16 protein-coding genes are annotated in these 17,705 nt (G+C 45.1%); 10 read left to right on the top strand and 6 right to left on the bottom strand.

Annotation, left to right across the window (positions count from 1 at the left end; translation table 11 throughout):
• The first annotated feature begins 11 nt into the window (after positions 1-11).
• The 3 genes from fic to KI362_RS14480 are packed head-to-tail and all read left to right on the top strand — an operon-like array spanning position 12 to position 2,830.
• Positions 12-629, top strand: coding sequence for a protein adenylyltransferase Fic (fic, locus tag KI362_RS14490; RefSeq protein WP_301628018.1), 618 nt, complete (start codon positions 12-14; stop codon positions 627-629).
• 36 nt (positions 630-665) lie between these two features.
• Positions 666-2,264, top strand: a complete 1,599-nt coding sequence (locus KI362_RS14485; protein ID WP_301628016.1) for a type I restriction-modification system subunit M — start codon at positions 666-668, stop codon at positions 2,262-2,264.
• Between the two features lie 23 nt (positions 2,265-2,287).
• Complete coding sequence (locus tag KI362_RS14480; protein ID WP_301628188.1) at positions 2,288-2,830, top strand: restriction endonuclease subunit S; 543 nt, start codon at positions 2,288-2,290, stop codon at positions 2,828-2,830.
• Positions 2,831-2,844: 14 nt separating this feature from the next.
• Here KI362_RS14480 and KI362_RS14475 read toward each other — a convergent pair whose 3' ends face one another.
• Entirely contained in the window at positions 2,845-3,777 is a 933-nt protein-coding gene (locus KI362_RS14475) for a site-specific integrase (protein ID WP_301628014.1), read from the bottom strand.
• 391 nt (positions 3,778-4,168) lie between these two features.
• Here KI362_RS14475 and KI362_RS14470 point away from each other — a divergent pair, with 391 nt between their 5' ends.
• From KI362_RS14470 to KI362_RS14440, 7 genes are all read left to right on the top strand, one after another.
• Positions 4,169-5,149 (top strand): tRNA dihydrouridine synthase, encoded by a 981-nt coding sequence (locus KI362_RS14470; RefSeq protein ID WP_301628012.1) that lies wholly within the window; start codon positions 4,169-4,171, stop codon positions 5,147-5,149.
• A 9-nt stretch (positions 5,150-5,158) separates the two neighbouring features.
• The gene (locus KI362_RS14465; RefSeq protein WP_301628010.1) at positions 5,159-5,728 is read left to right on the top strand and encodes an SF0329 family protein; all 570 of its coding nucleotides are present in this window, start codon (positions 5,159-5,161) and stop codon (positions 5,726-5,728) included.
• Between the two features lie 336 nt (positions 5,729-6,064).
• Positions 6,065-6,232 carry a hypothetical protein gene (locus KI362_RS14460; RefSeq protein WP_301628009.1) on the top strand — a complete coding sequence of 56 codons (168 nt, stop codon included), beginning with the start codon at positions 6,065-6,067 and terminating at the stop codon, positions 6,230-6,232.
• 720 nt (positions 6,233-6,952) lie between these two features.
• Positions 6,953-8,005 (top strand): siderophore ABC transporter substrate-binding protein, encoded by a 1,053-nt coding sequence (locus KI362_RS14455; protein ID WP_445376006.1) that lies wholly within the window; start codon positions 6,953-6,955, stop codon positions 8,003-8,005.
• Between the two features lie 19 nt (positions 8,006-8,024).
• Complete coding sequence (locus KI362_RS14450; protein ID WP_301628008.1) at positions 8,025-9,044, top strand: ABC transporter permease; 1,020 nt, start codon at positions 8,025-8,027, stop codon at positions 9,042-9,044.
• The gene (locus KI362_RS14445; protein WP_301628006.1) at positions 9,041-10,105 is read left to right on the top strand and encodes an iron chelate uptake ABC transporter family permease subunit; all 1,065 of its coding nucleotides are present in this window, start codon (positions 9,041-9,043) and stop codon (positions 10,103-10,105) included. The genes KI362_RS14450 and KI362_RS14445 overlap by 4 nt, the downstream gene beginning before the upstream one ends.
• Entirely contained in the window at positions 10,102-10,854 is a 753-nt protein-coding gene (locus tag KI362_RS14440; protein ID WP_301628004.1) for an iron ABC transporter ATP-binding protein, read from the top strand. The genes KI362_RS14445 and KI362_RS14440 overlap by 4 nt, the downstream gene beginning before the upstream one ends.
• Positions 10,855-10,872: 18 nt before the next feature.
• Here KI362_RS14440 and KI362_RS14435 read toward each other — a convergent pair whose 3' ends face one another.
• The 5 genes from KI362_RS14435 to KI362_RS14415 all read right to left on the bottom strand — a co-directional run bounded on the left by KI362_RS14435 (position 10,873) and on the right by KI362_RS14415 (position 17,321).
• A complete protein-coding gene (locus KI362_RS14435) occupies positions 10,873-12,369 on the bottom strand; it encodes a response regulator (protein ID WP_301628002.1) in 1,497 nt (498 codons plus the stop codon).
• 13 nt (positions 12,370-12,382) lie between these two features.
• A complete protein-coding gene (locus KI362_RS14430; protein ID WP_301628001.1) occupies positions 12,383-14,095 on the bottom strand; it encodes a cache domain-containing sensor histidine kinase in 1,713 nt (570 codons plus the stop codon).
• Positions 14,096-14,166: 71 nt separating this feature from the next.
• The gene (locus tag KI362_RS14425; protein ID WP_301627999.1) at positions 14,167-14,997 is read right to left on the bottom strand and encodes a carbohydrate ABC transporter permease; all 831 of its coding nucleotides are present in this window, start codon (positions 14,995-14,997) and stop codon (positions 14,167-14,169) included.
• Positions 14,994-15,890 carry a carbohydrate ABC transporter permease gene (locus tag KI362_RS14420; RefSeq protein WP_044479701.1) on the bottom strand — a complete coding sequence of 299 codons (897 nt, stop codon included), beginning with the start codon at positions 15,888-15,890 and terminating at the stop codon, positions 14,994-14,996. The genes KI362_RS14425 and KI362_RS14420 overlap by 4 nt, the downstream gene beginning before the upstream one ends.
• Positions 15,891-15,992: 102 nt before the next feature.
• Positions 15,993-17,321, bottom strand: coding sequence for an ABC transporter substrate-binding protein (locus tag KI362_RS14415; protein WP_301627997.1), 1,329 nt, complete (start codon positions 17,319-17,321; stop codon positions 15,993-15,995).
• Positions 17,322-17,705 lie beyond the last annotated feature (384 nt).

Below are 17,705 nucleotides of genomic sequence, written 5' to 3'. Positions count from 1 at the left end.
AGGAACAAGTTATGGCTTTAGAAAACAAGTTCGGGATTAACAATTCTTCGGAACTTGCTCGTGTGGAGGAAAAAGTCAGCAAGCAAAAAGCTCTTGAGATGTTTGAAACCGGTTTGTTAGATACAGTTGAGATCGGAACATTTAAGTCATTATCCGAATTTCACAAGTTTCTGTTCGAAAACATTTATGAATTCGCCGGAAAAGTGCGTGATGTAAATATTGCAAAGAGCAGCTTTCGTTTCGTACCCGTTATGTACCTTGAAGCTGCACTTGATAATATTGCAAAAATGCCGCAATCCACTTTTGACGAAATCATAGAAAAATATGTTGAGATGAATGTGGCTCACCCCTTCAGAGAAGGTAATGGAAGAAGCATGAGGATCTGGCTTGATACCATATTAAAAAAGGAACTGAGGCAAGTTGTCGATTGGAGCAAGGTCGACAAAGAAGATTATATGCTTGCCATGGAAAGAAGCCCCGTGAAGGATGTTGAAATCAAGCTGCTTCTTAAAGCAGCGCTTACAGATCAGATCAATGACCGTGAAGTTTATATGAAAGGCATCGACGCAAGCTATCATTACGAGGGTTACAATGTATATAAGACGGAAAATCTCACAAACGAGCAGTAAATCTGGCGATTGTATATCTAGGAGGATTACAACAATATGAGCAATAAACTACAAACTATTACAACAAAACTGTGGGCGATGGCTAATGAGCTTCGTGGAAGTATGGATGCCGCAGAATACAAGAACTACATTTTGGCCTTTATGTTTTATCGTTATCTGTCTGAACATCAAGAACAGTACTTAGTTGAAAGTAATGTTCTTGATGTTGAAGCTGGCGAATCGATCAATAAAGCCTATGTAGAGCAAGCGAACGGTGACGATTTGAATGATTACCTAGAGGACATTTCCTCAAGTTTAGGCTATGCCATTGCACCGCTTGATACTTGGGCATCCTTAGTCGATAAGATTGACAATAGCGCGGTTATTCCCAGTGATTATCAAACGATCTTTGACAATTTCAATAAGAATGCCGAGTTAAACAAAGAAGCCGTGAATGACTTTCGTGGTGTGTTTAACGACATCAACCTTGGAGACTCTCGTCTGGGTTCTTCGACAAATGAACGAGCGAAATCACTTAACCGGATTGTAAAGCTGGTTGACAGTGTTGATTACAAAGGTGAAGATGGCCAGGATATTCTTGGCGCGATCTATGAATACTTAATCGGTCAGTTTGCAGCAAGTGCTGGTAAAAAAGGCGGAGAGTTCTACACACCGCATGAAGTTTCTAAAATTCTGGCTAAAATCGTTACGAATGGAGTAGAAGAATCGGATAAGACTTTTGCAGTGTATGACCCGACTTGTGGATCTGGCTCATTGCTGTTAACCGTTCAAGGGGAGTTGCCTGGTGGAGATAAGCCAGGGGCGATTAAATTTTTTGGTCAAGAAAAGAATACGACAACCTACAACTTAGCTCGCATGAACCTGATGATGCATGGCGTTTCATTTAACAACATGACGCTGTCTAATGCGGACACGCTTGAGAGCGATTGGCCTGATGGACCGGATGCCCAAGGAATTGATCACCCACGCTCTTTTGACGCTGTGGTTGCGAATCCTCCTTATTCTGCTCATTGGGACAACAGCGAAACGAAACTGAAAGATCCCCGCTTTAGCGAATACGGTAAACTCGCTCCGAAAACCAAGGCGGATTATGCATTCATTTTGCACAGCCTGTATCATTTGAATGATACGGGAACCATGGCGATTGTATTGCCGCACGGTGTCTTGTTCCGTGGTGCAGCCGAAGGTGCGATTCGCCAAACCATCATTGAGAAAAACTACCTTGATACAGTTATAGGTTTGCCAGCTAACTTGTTCTACGGTGTGAGCATCCCGACTACGGTTCTAGTATTTAAGAAGAACCGTAAAACAAAAGACATCTTGTTTATCGATGCAAGCAATGAATTTGAAAAAGGTAAGAATCAAAACAAACTTACGGATAACAACATCAATAAGATCATTGAAACGTACCGAAATCGTGTAGATGTTGATAAATATGCTCATGTGGCATCCCTTGAAGAAATCAAAGAAAACGAGTTCAACTTAAATATTCCTCGCTACGTGGATACGTCTGAAGAAGAGCAAACCATCGACCTTGATGAAGTGATTAAGCTATTAGAGCAAGACAAACAAGAAATCGCGGATCTTGAAGCTAAAATCAATGAACAGTTGAAAACTTTGGGTATAAATGTGTAAAAGTTGATGAAAGAGGGTCAAGGATATTATTCCTTGGCTCTTTTTTTACTTTCGATTGGGAACAGTGTAAGTTGTCTGATGTTAAAGATGTGAGAGATGGAACGCATGACTCGCCGAAGTATTATAATGAGGGGCATCCACTTGTTACATCAAAAAATCTTACTGAACATGGTTTAGATATGACCGATGTTTCTCTTATTTCTGACGAAGATTTTTATGCAATAAATCAACGCTCAAAGGTTGATGTTGGCGATATTATATTTGGAATGATAGGAACTATTGGTAACCCTGTTATTCTAAATCGTGATGATTTCGCCATTAAGAATGTTGCGCTGATAAAGAGAGATGGCGAAGTAGAAAATGAGTTTTTAATTCAGTTACTAAAATCTCCTGTATTTTACAGATATATAAAAAAAGAAAATGCAGGTGGTACTCAGAAATTTTTGGGTTTAAGTCAGATTAGAAATTTTGAATTTCCAGTCCCAAGTAGAGCTGAACAAAAGCAAATTGGCACGTTCTTTTCCGGCCTCGACCACCTCATCACCCTTCATCAGCGTGAGCCGTAGGCTGATAGTGTTGATTAGCTTAAACTGGATAGTGAACGCATTACGAGATCAATATCCTTATTTTCAAGTTCCTGAATGATATGGAGGTATGTTTTCTGGGTTGTGGTCATGCTCGCATGTCCAAGCCGTCGTGCTACGCTAGCAATGGAGACACCTGCAAACAATAAAAGGGAAGCATGGGTATGCCGCAAGCCGTGAATTGAAATGTTTGGCACATTTGCTTTCTTGCATAAGCGAGTTAGTACATCGTTTACTGTTGAATTATAGATTTTCCCGTTGGTGCGCACAAAAATCGGCTTATCTTCTGGTAGTCCTTTTAGTAATTGAGAGAATCGAATAACGGTTTGCCAGTCGAGTTGAATTTTTCGTACTGAAGATTGGTTCTTGGTTGGCAAGAATCCGCCATCGCCTTTGTAATTCCAAGTTTTACTGATGGATAATGTTTGATGTGTAAAGTCAAAGTCTTTAGGTGTTAACGCTAATCCTTCTGAAAATCGTATGCCCGTTTTTGCAAGCAGAAGAATAAACCAGTCCCAATTGATTTCTTGCCTTAAATTCAAATGTGTCAGCAGGGTGTGAAGTTCAAATTGATTCAAGTATTTGGGCTTCTTTTCACGGGGTGTTCTGCCCTTAATGATTGCTTTACGTGTTGGATCGCGTTCGATCAAGCCTTCATCAACGGCATCAAGGACTGCACCTTTAAGCTGATGGTGGAAATCCATCGTCGTCTGACGTTCGTGTTCTGTGGCATAGTCATTAAGCAATTGCTGATAAGAAATGCGTGTCATCTCGCCCACCTTCATGTTGGGGACTAATTTGACCAGCCATTGATGTGTCATCAAGTATTTTGCCATTGTAACTGATCGTATAGCACCTTCTTTGTAAACAGTAATCCAGCGTTTGTAATATACATGGAATAATTCATTTCTAATCGTATCTTCAAACATAATAGTGCCCTCCCGGTGATCAATTTAATTACGGCTCACGCTGATGAGGGGGATTTTTAATGATGAATACTATTGTAGGAATGTTGAAATAGTGATCGGAATCGCTTGTAAATGTTTGGGACGAAATAGGGACGTAAGATACTCACGCCCCTATTTTAAGCTTTGTACAAGTTTATCTCCATATCAGAGGACTTGATAAAGGATGGAACGATTCCTAAAAACCCACCGCAATTTCCTCAAATCCAGGAACAGCCGTTGGCTCCTATTCAGCCAATTCATCTATGTAATCATTACATATTATCCTTTGTGAATATATTGGCTAAATATGCTTTCGCCGGGTTATGATATACTCTTTAATGTCTATCCAGATATTTATAGAGAGGTTATTGATATGACAGATAATTTTTGGCGTGATTTGCCGCGGCCTTTTTTTATACTGGCGCCAATGGAAGATGTGACGGATGTTGTTTTTCGCCATGTCGTAAGTGAGGCGGCAAGACCGGATGTGTTTTTTACGGAGTTTGCAAATACAGAGAGCTATTGTCACCCGGAGGGGAACCAGAGTGTGCGCGGGCGGCTGACGTTTACAGAGGATGAACAGCCCATTGTAGCGCATATTTGGGGAGATAAGCCAGAATACTTTCGTCAAATGAGTATCGGAATGGCGCAAGAAGGCTTCAAAGGCATCGATATTAATATGGGATGCCCTGTGGCGAATGTAGCAGAGCATGGGAAGGGGAGCGGTCTGATCTGCCGTCCTGACCTCGCCGCGGAGCTCATACAGGCTGCTAAAGCCGGGGGACTGCCCGTCAGTGTAAAAACAAGGCTCGGTTTCAGCGACGTAGATGAATGGCGCGGCTGGTTAACCCATATTTTGAAGCAAGACATTGTTAATCTGTCCATTCATCTGCGCACAAGAGAGGAAATGAGCAAAGTGGCTGCCCACTGGGAACTGATTCCGGAGATTAAGAAGCTTCGTGATGAAGTGGCGCCGGATACCCTGCTGACCATTAACGGGGATATCCCTGACCGCCAGACGGGTCTCAGGCTCGCCGAGCAATACGGTGTGGATGGGATTATGATCGGGCGCGGAATTTTTCATAATCCGTTTGCTTTTGAGAAGGAGCCCAAGGAGCACAGCAGTGAGGAGTTGCTTGATCTGCTGCGGCTGCATCTGGATCTCCATGATCAATATTCAGGACTGGAGCCGCGTTCGTTCCGGCCTCTTGCCCGGTTCTTCAAAATATATGTCCGCGGATTTCGCAGGGCAAGCGAATTAAGAAATACCTTAATGAACGCAAAGTCCACAAATGAAGTGCGGACGCTGCTCTATGAGTTTGGAAGTAAGGAGCAGGATGGGACGGAGGAATGAGGGGATACCATGTCCTGGAGTAAATTGAAGCAGCAACTGGAGGTCTTTCTCAGCCCTGCCTTAAACGGAAGGGTGGAATACCGGGCGCCGGGGTATCGTTATCTGCCTGATAAATCAGGGATTTGTTATATCCTGGTGGATAAAAAGAACATACTCCATATGAGTGATAAAACGAACCCGATCCGCTGGTATCAAACCGAGCTGGAGATTAAGAATGATCCGGATATTCAGATTCCTGTCAGCAGTGAAGAAATTGAAGCGGTCAGAAAAGGTACCCCGGGGACAGTGCCGGAGGATCGCTTAATAGTAATTGCCAGAGGCAGAAAAAGTACAGAACATGCAAAAGAGCTTTTGTCCGCACAGGCTGCGTTAAGCAAATCAAATTTTATTGTGGCGGCTAATAAGTTTTTAACAACTCCAATAGAGGAAAGCCTGGAAAGCAACGATATTCTATTGAATGTTCTAGCCCTAGTGGACAAAAGAGTCGGTAAAAAACGCATTGTAAACATGTCCGAGAAGATCAAGTTAAAGCATCCGGTTGTGCAGTATTTTTATGAATTGCGGCGTAGTGTATTGTGAAGTGATTTTATCAAAAGGTGCAGCTCTTCGTTACAGTTCAAACATGTTTTAGAATAATTTTGACAATGTGTTATAATGGGGTAACCAAAAATACTCCCTATTCGGAGGTGCTTTATATGGCGGTTGATAAACACAAAGTACTGCAAATATTTGAGCAATTGACCGAATCGGCACAACAGTCAGCATTTGATTATATATAATACCTTTCCGCCAAGCAGAGTCAGCTTGACTGGGATGATATTGTGAAATTGGCGCCGGATACTGCACCATTGAGCGAAGAAGAAGTGCGTCAATTAAATAGTGAGAGCGGATTTATGTCTTGGGAGGAAGCGATGAATGAGCTTTACTTACCAACTGACACTAAATCGTGATGCTGTAAAGTTTATAGCCAAACAAGAAAAGGCCGTTCAGGAACGCATTCGAAAATCATTGATGGGGTTGACCGTTCGCCCACCGGTTGGTGACATTAGGTCACTTGAAAATCGATTTTATCAAAAGGTGTAGTTTCTTCTTTGGAAAAAGAGGAGGCTGCACCTTTTCCTGTATACGTGGGTTAGCATTGAGAGTCTTTTAATTAGAGGTATATCTTTCCTTTAATGGAACTTGGAATATTCCTTGAGACGGTACGCCTATATAATGGAATCAGACTGGGGTTTATAGGCAAACGTTCAGGCCGTCGAGGGGGTTGAAATGTTATGGATGATCTTACTAAGCAAATGTTGATCGAGATTGTTCCAGGACAAATTCCTGCAGACAATGGATCAATACCTGGATGAATACAACAAGGTCGGAAGAAAAGTGGAACGATACGATTCATTTGAGCAGCTCTATGACGAATATATGAAAATTCAGAATGTTTGATTTTATGTTGATACTTTGTACCAAATACAAAAACCCGCCCAATCGGCGGGTTTTTGTGCCTGCTTCAATTCCTAAGCACCCTTGTGTGCACGTCCTCCCAAATGGTTGACACTTTCTTTAAAATTGATATACTTGTATAGAGTTATTGAAAATGATAATCATTATCGACGAAATATATGACGAAATGTACAAGGTGAATTAATGATTACACGTGCTTAGATAACGCATGGAGTATGCTCGGAAGTATATCCCGAACTTATTCCTTTCCTACATAACTTCATTCATTCAACTTTATATCGATATTGATTTATCAATTCAATAATCTGATGATCAACAAAGCTTATATAAGGGGAGAGATGGAAATTGAAGAATTTGAAATTAACTGTTATTATAGCGATTTTTGCTATGGCATTGGTAGCTTGCTCAGCTTCTAATAATTCAACTCCTAGTAATTCGGCTTCAAGTAATGGTAACGGAGCTAACCAGACTGAAAATAATGGGCAGGCCAATGCTGCGAATGAAGCTCCAACAACGGTTGAAATTACGGATACTCATGGAACTGTTACTGTGCCTGTAAATCCTAAAAATGTAGTTGCCTTGGATAGCAGAACATTTGAAACCTTGTCTGATTGGGATATTAAATTAGTGGCTGCTCCCAAGGATGTTATGCCTGCGGATTCACCCTATGTAAGTGATGATTCCGTTCAGAATATTGGAAATCACCGTGAGCCGAATCTTGAGATTATAGCCGCGGCAGACCCTGAGCTTGTAATCGTCGGCCAAAGATTTGGCGGCTTTTACGATGAGATCAAAAAATTAGTACCTAATGCAGCAGTAATTGATCTTAACTTTGATGTTTCTGAGGAAGCCGCTGCACCGGGAGAAAACTTTGTAAATGGATTTAAGGATACGACAAGTACTTTAGGAAAAATCTTTGACAAAAATCAAGAGGCTGAACAATTGATAGCTGATTTTGAAAAAGCGATTGAGGATGCTAAATCTGCATATAACGGCACAGATACGGTTATGAGTGTTATCGTTTCTGGCGGGAATATTGGTTTTTCAGCACCTCATTCCGGACGTGTCTGGGGACCTATGTATGATATTTTCGGATGGGCATCCGCATTAGAAGTTAACAATTCTTCTTCAGATCATCAAGGGGATGAGGTTTCGGTTGAAGCTATTGCACAAAGTAATCCGGATTGGATTTTTGTACTGGATCGCGATGCTTCAATCTCTTCAACAACGGATGCCGTTCCTGCTCAGGACGTAATTAATAATTCACCGGCTCTTCAAAATGTCACGGCCGTTACTGAGGGACAGATTGTTTATGCACCAAATGACACATATACAAATGAATCCATCCAAACCTATATCGAGTTATTCGGAAACCTTGCAAATACTTTAGCCAAGTAGTGTGAAGGAGTATAACATAGTGACGAAGAATGTCATTTCCGGGGTTGAGAATAAAGATTCTCAACCCCGGCTTTATAATCACAATAAGATATGGACTAAACCTTTTATAGTGGCGATTGTAGCTGTTGCTGTGTTGAGCATTATATCGCTGTTTACCGGAGTATATGATCTGCGCGGACAAGAGGATGGGATACAAATGTTTTTCATCACTCGCGTTCCACGAACAGCGGCCCTAATGCTAACCGGAGCTGCCATGTCCATGGCAGGACTCGTAATGCAGCTGATTACACAGAATCGTCTAGTTGAACCTACCACAACAGGAACGATTGAATGGGCCGGCCTGGGACTTCTTGCGGTTTATTTATTTTTTCCTGCACCAACGTTAGTTCTGAGAATGACGGGAGCCATCATTTTTTCGTTTATAGGGACTATGATTTTCTTTTTGTTTCTCAGGAGAGTTAAACTTCGTTCGTCTTTGATCGTCCCGATTATTGGGTTGATGCTTGGTGCGGTCATTTCAGCAGTTTCTACTTTTATTGGGCTCCTATTTCAAATGACACAAAATATTGAGACCTGGTTCGTAGGTTCCTTTGCGCCGATTCAAGTTGGAAGATATGAATACTTGTGGATAATTATCCTGATTACCGTTCTTATCTTTATTTATGCCAACAGATTGACTTTGGCCGGACTAGGGGAAGATGTGGCGACAAGTCTTGGAGTAAATTATAACAGGATCGTTCTTATTGGTACGGGTCTTATTTCTGTTGCCGTTGGGATTGTTGCAGCTGTTATTGGAAATTTACCATTTTTGGGATTAATCGTTCCTAATATTGTCTCCATGATCAGGGGAGATGATCTTAGAAGCAACCTGCCTTGGGTATGTGTATTAGGAATGGGCACGATAATGGTCTGCGACATTATTTCCCGAACAATTATAATGCCTTTTGAAGTCCCTGTCTCTTTAATCCTGGGAACCGTGGGGGCGGCCGTATTTATTGTTCTTTTATTGAGACAAAGAAAGCCAAGGAGGCTAAGATGAACGCATTGGAATATAGAAATAAAGAAAATGTCGGCATCGATTCCAGTCTCCCTAGTAAAAATAGATCAGCTGGTGCGTTTCGTTCTAAGAAAGAAGAACGGCGGTATTGGATTCTGTTGATCACATTTATCGCTTTGGGTGTTCTTTCTGCTTATGGACTTTTAGTGTATAACAATCCCGTCCCAATTGATTCTCCTTCTTTTATCCCCGTGGTTAGAAGAAGAATGGTAGCTATTGTTGCCATGATTATTGCTGCAATATGTCAGAGTCTATCGACCGTTACCTTTCAATCGATTACGAATAATCGGATTATAACCCCTTCGCTTTTAGGGTTCGAATCCCTTTACTCGGTAATTCATACGAGTACCATATTTTTCTTTGGTGCGGGTGCATTGATAAATTTTACGGGTACGGGACCATTTTTATTTCAAGTTGCTATTATGGTGTTGATGAGCTTGATCCTGTATGGATGGTTGCTTTCCGGCAAGTATGGCAATCTGCAGCTTATGCTCTTGATTGGAATTATTATTGGAGCCGGGCTGAATTCGGTGTCTACTTTTATGAGAAGACTTCTTGCGCCGTCTGAGTTTGATATTTTACAGGCAAGGTTATTTGGTTCTGTCAATCATTCGGATCCTGATTATTTCCCTATTGTAATTCCAATGGTCATCATTGTCGCCTTATTGCTTCTAGCTAATTCAAGGAAATTAAATGTGGTATCACTCGGCAAGGATGTCTCTACGTCTTTTGGGGTTAATCACCAAGCCAGCGTCATCTATACGCTTGTATTAGTGTCTATTCTGATGTCAATTTCAACAGCGTTGATTGGACCGCTTACTTTCTATGGTTTTTTAGTTGCAACTTTGAGTTATCAAGCGGCGCCCACCTATGATCACAGATATATTTTTCCGATGGCTCTTGCTATAGGTTTTTTGATAATTACCAGCGCCTACTTTTTTATGAATCATATATTCAATGCTCAAGGTGTGGTTTCAGTTATTATTGAGTTGTTTGGCGGAATAATATTCCTAATTGTCATTTTAAGGAAGAGGGCTCTATGATAAAGATTGAGAATGCCAGAAAGTTATATAACGACGAAGTAAACATCGGACCGTTGAATATTGAAATACCAAAGGCCGGTTTTACTTCTTTAATTGGGCCAAATGGTGCTGGAAAGTCTACGACACTTCTAATGATTGGAAGACTTCTGAATTTGGATGAAGGCCAAATCAGGGTAGCCAATATGGATGTTTCTGCAACTAAATCAAAGGACTTGGCTAAAATCATCACGATTTTGAGGCAGGAAAATCATTTTGTAACGAGACTTACGGTTAGACAATTAGCTGGCTTTGGACGGTTTCCTTATTCGAACGGAAGGTTAACGAAAGAGGATGAGGCTATTATTTCTAAATATATTGATTTTTTAGACTTGACTGATCTAGAGAATCGATATTTGGATGAGCTTTCAGGCGGTCAAAGACAAAGGGCCTATGTAGCAATGGTGTTGTGCCAAGAAACGGAATATGTGCTTTTGGACGAGCCTCTGAACAATCTCGATGTTGCGCGTTCTGTTCAAATGATGGAGCATTTGAGGCTTGCTGCTAATAAATTTGGAAGGACAATTCTGACCGTTTTGCATGATATAAATTTTGCAGCCAAATATTCCGATCGAATCTGTGCTATGAAGGATGGTCAAATAGCCGCTTATGGAACGGTAGAAGAGATTATGAAGCCCGAGATATTGACAGATATTTTTGAGACGAAAATAGAAATTATTAACGGCCCTTATGGGCCGATAGCGATTTATTAGCCAGGTGGCAACCTGACCCTAATGAACCCTCCGTCTGTATTCATTGGGAGTGATCCCGACCATCCGTTTAAACAATTTGTTGAAATAAGCCGGATCGGGATATCCGACCTCGCTGCCGATCTCATGAATTTTCATATCGGAAGAGTGCTTCAGCAGCAGCTTGGCCTTCTTGATCCGAACCTCGATTAGATAGTCGGTAATCGTCATGCCGGTCTCATGCTTGAACAGCTTGCTGAGATAGCTGGGTGTCAGATAGACCATACGGGCAAGGCTTCCAAGCTCTGCCGGCTGATCGTAATGCGCTTTGATCCAGCGCTTTACGGTCTCGACGGACTTCCCCGCCTGCGCCATGCGTACGGACCGGATGTGTTCCAGGGTCTTAGTGAACTCTCCGACGAACAGCCGCTTCATTTCATCGAAGGACATGCAAGCCAGAAGCTGCGCCTCCAGCGCTTTGGCGGCGCCTTCGCTATATAATTCTCCCCATTCCTGCAGCTCTACGAAAGCCGTCTCATCAATCAGCCTGCATAGGTGGAGTATGGACGCCATATCCGCCTTTCTCTCACGCAATTGTTCGAATAACGCCTCCAGACCATGGACGATTTGGGGGATATTTATTAGCTGCAAGTCCTGCACAAGCGTTTCCCGGCAACCCGCGAACAATAGAGCGGCGTCCTGATAAGGATCAGCAGCTTCGATGAAATGAATGAAGTTCCAGCATGAGTGACAGTATATCCCGTGATCGCAGGCTCTTTTCGCTTCCGAAAAGGCCTTGCCAAGCAGGACAGGGTTATCGTATCCCGGGCTGGCTCCGATATTGACGATTCCGCCGGAGTGGGGGAACTGACGGAGCTGCTCTGCAAACTGCACGATATCCTCGGGTCCGGGTTTATGGGAGTAGTAGCAGACCATGGCTAATATTTGATCGTCCGCGTCGACCGGGTCGAAGCAACATTGCTCCTGCCGCTGCAACCTTCGGACACCGGAGCGAAGCGTATCCATATCGTTTGCTTTCAAGGCAAGAACGGAAAAATACGGCTGCGGAAGAACGAGCTCCGGAAGCCGGGAACAATGAGAGAGAGTCGTCTTTAGGTAAGGGAGGAGCAGCCCGGAACGGTACTGCTGTTCCTTTTTCAGGCTGGCGGTTTTCTCCTCATCCAGCGCATAGAGCCGTTCGAACAACTGCTTTTTGTTGATCGGCTTGAGCATATAGTCCACGGCGGCATAAAGGAGGGCCTGTCTGGCATACTCAAAATCAGTGAACCCGCTCATAATAATGCAATTGGTCTCAGGGCGGATCATTTTTACTTCTTTGATCAGTTCCAGTCCGTCGACCAGCGGCATGCGGATGTCGGTAATCACCAGATCAATCTCTTCTGCCGAGATGAAGCCGAGAGCCTCTTGGCCGTTGGAGAAGGAGCCGGCAATCAAGAAGCGGCTGCTCTCCTTGCCGATCATTTTTGCCAGTCCTTCGCGTATCGAAGCTTCATCGTCCACGATTATGATCCGAAGCATTGCGTTTCCCCCTTCAAATTCGCAGGATGATCGTCGTTCCTTCCCCCAATTTGCTGTACACGGAAAGTCTGGAATTGTCGCCGTAATGAAGCCGCAAACGTTCGTTCACGTTACGAAGCCCGATGCCGAATTTATCCGTTTTCCCGTCCGTCAGACTAAGAATCAAATCGGCGAGCCGCTCTTCGCTCATTCCGACACCGTCGTCCTGAATGGAAAAGATGATCTCGTCCTGTTCGCGCCAGGCCGAAATGGTAATCATCCCGGGCCCCGGCTGCTTCTCCAGCCCATGAAAGACAGCGTTCTCTACAATGGGTTGAAATACGAGCTTGATGATCGGCAGGGAGTAGAAGCTTTCCGGTACAAGAATCAGGCAGCTGATTTTGCCCGGAAACCGGATTTGCAGCAGCTGCAAATAGTTCTCGACATGCATCAGCTCCTGTTGAACCGTTACGATTTCATCACTGCGGGTAATGCTGTAACGAAGCAGCATTCCGAGCAGGTAGGTCAGTTCGGCAACACGATCGTCATCGTTCAGCTCGGCCAGCATGCGGATGGATTCCAGCGTATTGTATATAAAATGCGGGTTGATCTGGTTTTGCAGCGCCAGAAAATCCGCCTTCTGCTTGCTTTTTTCCGTCTCGGCCACCTCATCGAGCAGCTCCCTGACGCGGGAAACCATCCGGTTGAAGTGGCTGCCCAGCATGCCTATTTCGTCGTTATATTTGACATGGACCCAGACGTCCAGCTTTCCGCGTTGCACCTGCTTCATCAACTGCACCGTCTGTTTCAACGGTTTCGTCAGCGCATAGGAGATCAACATGGCTGCCGCCAGGGCAACGCCGAGGATGGACAAGGTCATCACCAACATGGAATTGCGGCTTTGCTTGATGGGGGCGAGCAATTCCTTCAGCGGAATCGTCACCATTGTCTTCCAGCCCGTCTGCGAGGACACGGAATAAACGGCAATATAGGATTCCCCGCCGATTTTCAGGCGGAAGCTGCCGCTGGAACCGGTCGCTCCGGCCAGCAGGGCGCTTCCGGTTAAGTCCTGACCCAGCCGGGCAGGATCATCGGCGTATACAATCCTGCCGGTCTCGTCAACGATGACGGCATTGCCGTGGGTCACATGGTTCAAGGGCTGAACGATTCCCTCGAATAATCGGGCATCGACGTCGATGACGATCATCCCGATGTACTCCAGCGTACTGATGGACTGGATGGAGCGCATGATGCTGAACACCTGCAGCTCGTCGGAGCCGTTGACCCGAATCGGATGGGTGCCGACCAGAACCGGGGCGACCCCGGCCACGGCGGTTTGCTCCTTCCAGTCGGCCAGCCGCTCATAAGGATAAGGCTCATTTAAGCCCGACTTATGGTTGTAAAAAATCATTCCATACCTGTCAACCATATAAACTGCAGCGATTTCCTCCTTCATGTGCGTCAAGTACGAAAGGAACATTGTGACCGTGGAATTTTTGTCCCAATCGGTTCCTTCCTGATCGAGGAGTTTTTGCACATCCTTGTTGTATAATGGCAAAATCGTATACCGCTTGAGGTCTGCGATGTAACGGTCCACTTTATCCATAGCGTTGTCCGCCAGCTGGCCGGCTGATTCGGTCGTGCTCGCCAGCTTCGCATTCGAGTTGGTCCGGTAGGACGAATAGCTGACATAGATGATCGGCAGCGTGATCAGAAACACGAAGACGACGACCAGCTTCTTTTGCATCGAAAAATTGGCGAAAAATGTCCAAAGCCTTTTCAAAGTAAATCCCCTGACTCTCTCAAATCAACTTCCTCCTATTTTACAGCACCGCTTGCCACGCCTTCAAAGATATATTTTTGCAGGAAAAAGTACAGGATGACGGTCGGCAGTAAAATGAGCAGGATCGCCGCGCTGATCAGATTCCAGTTGGCCAGATTCAGGCTCTGGAACCGCATGAGCACCGTAGTAACGACGCCAAGGGCCTGCTTCGGCATATACAGGTAGGGGGTATACATGTCGTTATAAATGCTGATCGACTTCAAAATAATCAAGGTCGATGTCGCCGGCGTAAGCAGTGGAAAAATGATCGACCGGTAAATTCGAAGCAGGGAGGCCCCCTCGACCATGGCGTTCTCATCGAGATCAACCGGAATGTTGCGAATAAATTGTAAATACAGAATGATTTGTATTACATCCGCACCGATGTATAAAACGATGGGCGCCCCCATTGTATTGTACAGGCCCAGCGACTTGATAATTCCGAATGTGGCGACCTGGGTGGTGATCCCCGGAATAACCGTAGCGAAAAGGTAGAGGGCGAACACCGCTTTTTTCATCCGAAAATCAAATCGGCCCAGCACATAGGCGACCATGGTGCCGAACAGGATATTGAAGACCAGGGTGACGCAAATGATGATCAGCGTATTGGCAAAGCCGTTTATCAGTCCGCCGCGCTCAAAAACAGCCTTAAAGTTATCGAAATTGAAAAAGCTCTCCGGTAAAGCCATCGTGCTGCCTGTATTGAATTCCTCATCCGCTTTGAAGGAGTTGACGATGACGACATAAGGCGGGAACAGGACAACAAAAACCCCGACCAGCAGTGTAATATATTTCAATGTATTGGCAATCGTCTTGGTTTGGATCATTTGCTGCTACCCCCTCTGCTTAGCACAAACTGCTGCATTCCGACGACAAGGATGACGAAGAACAATAAAATGATGCTCATCGCGGAGGCGAGACCGTAGTTGTTGTAGGCAAATGCAGTTTCAACGACGCGCTGCACGTAGGTCTGGCTCGCTCCGGCCGGACCGCCCTTGGTCAGGACGAACGGCAGGTCGAAGACTTCGAGCGCGCCGGTGACCGTCAGGAACAGGTTCAACTGGATGACCGGCTTCATATTCGGCAAAGTAATGCGCCAGAACGTCTGCCAGGCGTTGGCGCCGTCGATTTTGGCGGCCTCGTAAATATCCGATGGGATCGCTTGCAGGGATGCGATGTAGATCACCATGTTGTAGCCCATGAACCGCCATAGACCGGTGGAGGCCAGAGCGTAGTTGACGAGTCCCTTCGTGCCGAGCCAGCTGGTTTCACTAAGTTGGGTCAATCCGATGCTATTCAGGAACAGGTTTAACGAGCCTTGTGTCGTATCGAAGACATAGCCGAACATAAAGGCGACCGCTACGCCGTTCATGATGTATGGGAGAAATAGAAGCAGCCGGAATACGTTTTTGCCGCGCAGCCGGGTATTCAGAATGACGGCGAAGTAAATAGCAATCACGTTCTGAACAAGCCCCATGATAAAATAAGCAAAGTTATGGGCAAATACCCCGAAAATATCAGGATTTGAAAATACCTCCCGGTAATTGTCCAGTCCGACCCAGGGCTTCTCCGGGCTGTAGCCATCCCACGAAGTAAAACTGAAGTAGACGAGCTTGGACGCAGGATAGTAGGTGAACAATAAAAGCAAGGTCACCGGAACGAGCAGGAAGGTAAAAATGATGATCCTTTTTTGCTTCAAATACGACATGGATCCGAACATGGCGGGAATCCCTTCTTTCCGCTGTAATGTGTGGAGGTTCTGCTTGCTGTTGAAAGCAAAATGGATTATCGAAGGCCGATAATCCATTTCATCCGGTGCGGATTAGTAACCGAGATCCTTCTTTGCTTTGGCCCAGGCCTTATTCCACTTGTCAAACACCGTCTGCGGATCCTTGGCGAGCACGAATTCCTGTGCGATCGCCGGCAAATCGATTTGCGCCTTGTTCGAGATTTGAATGACCTCCGGATCATCCGCTACACCTTCCTGAAGCTCTACGGCCAGCGCCTGGAACTCGGCAAGCTGCGGAAGCTTGGACTCGCGGCCCTCTAGCGGGGACATAAAGCCTGCGAAGTCCTCGTAGCCGGAGTCCTCGATCAGCCAGGCCAGGAACGCTTTGGTTGCCTCGAGGTTCTTGCTGTCCTTGTTCACGGCATAGAAGAAGTCAGGGCTCAAGCCGGCTCTGGTCTGACCGGAATTGTCATAAGGAAGCGGGAAGAAACCGATATTGTCGGCCTCGGCCCCGACGCCGATGACCTGATTGATCACCCAATTGCCCAGGTAGTACATCGCCATTTTGCCGTTGGCGATATCCTTTTTCGACTGTTCCCAGTTGGTGGAATTGATGTCTTTTTCCAGGTAGTCTTTGTCGGCAAGCTCTTTCAGCAGACTAAATGATTTGCCGTAACCGTTGTCCATGGTGAATGGAGTATCGGTGTTCAGCTTCTCATTGGGAAAGTTAGGGTTGTTTTCGATCAGGCGCGGCAAATCATATGCCCAGCTGCCCAGCGGCCACTTGTCCTTAAAGTTGGAAGACAGGGGAATAACGCCGTTTTGCTTCAGCTTTTCGCAAGCGGCCAGAAATTCATCCCAGGTTTTCGGGGTCTCTGTGATGCCGGCATCGGCGAAGGCCTGCTTGTTATATACGATCCCCGAGCTGGCGTTCCCGGTCGTAATGCCGTACAGCTTGCCCTCGTAAGACTTGAAGTCCTTAAATGTCAGTGCGCTGCTAAACGGCATATCGTCAAGCTCGGCGAAATATTTCGGCAAATCCGAGTTCGGGATGTCGGGAACGAACATCAGGTCGGGCAGCTCCCCGCTCGCCATCCTGACTTTTAATTGCTGGTTGTAATCGGTCTGACCGCCTTCGAATTCGATTTTGATGTCAGGGTACTTCTCGTTGAACCGTTTGAGATACTCGTCGTACTCCTTGCCAATCATGTCCGTGCGGTTGGTCAAAAAAGTAACCTTGCCGCTAAGCGTTGTCTCGCCGGATCCTTCGCTTCCGGAATTTGCGGTCGCCGTGTTCGTGCCTTCGGAGTTCCCGGTATCGGCGGTTGTTCCGTTTCCGCTGTTTCCGCCGCCGCAGCCCGCCAATACGGCGGATAGTGCGAAGATCATCATGAATGCCATCAGAATGCTTTTCTTCCTCATTCTTTCATCGCCCCTCAACATTTTTTTGTTAGCGCTTACAGTTAGATTGTATCTTGATTGTTAGGGACAAATAAATGCATTCAGTTATTATTTATTGTCCTGAATTATGTTGTTGTATCAGTATAGTTTATTACATTTAAAGGCCGGGAAATAGATCATTTATTCTACCATTTGGCTAACAAAAAACTAACAAAATGAGCATAAGAGTGAAGTGTGCTGTAGTGAAAGCTTTCTGCAGGAAAGCTGCTTCGGGAGCATAAGCTCGTAAGCGTTCGCCTTTGTGAGTGGATGTCTACCTTATAATATCTTAGTTCAATCAGAGAAATCCGCGAACAACAGCGATCATAAGCACACTTCACACGTTGCCCTCAAAACGTAAATTTC

This window comes from Paenibacillus apis (genome assembly GCF_018333295.1).
Lineage (GTDB): Bacteria > Bacillota > Bacilli > Paenibacillales > Paenibacillaceae > Fontibacillus > Fontibacillus antibioticophila.
Note: the sequence above shows the minus strand (reverse complement) of the source record. Positions and strands in the feature narration are given on the sequence as shown.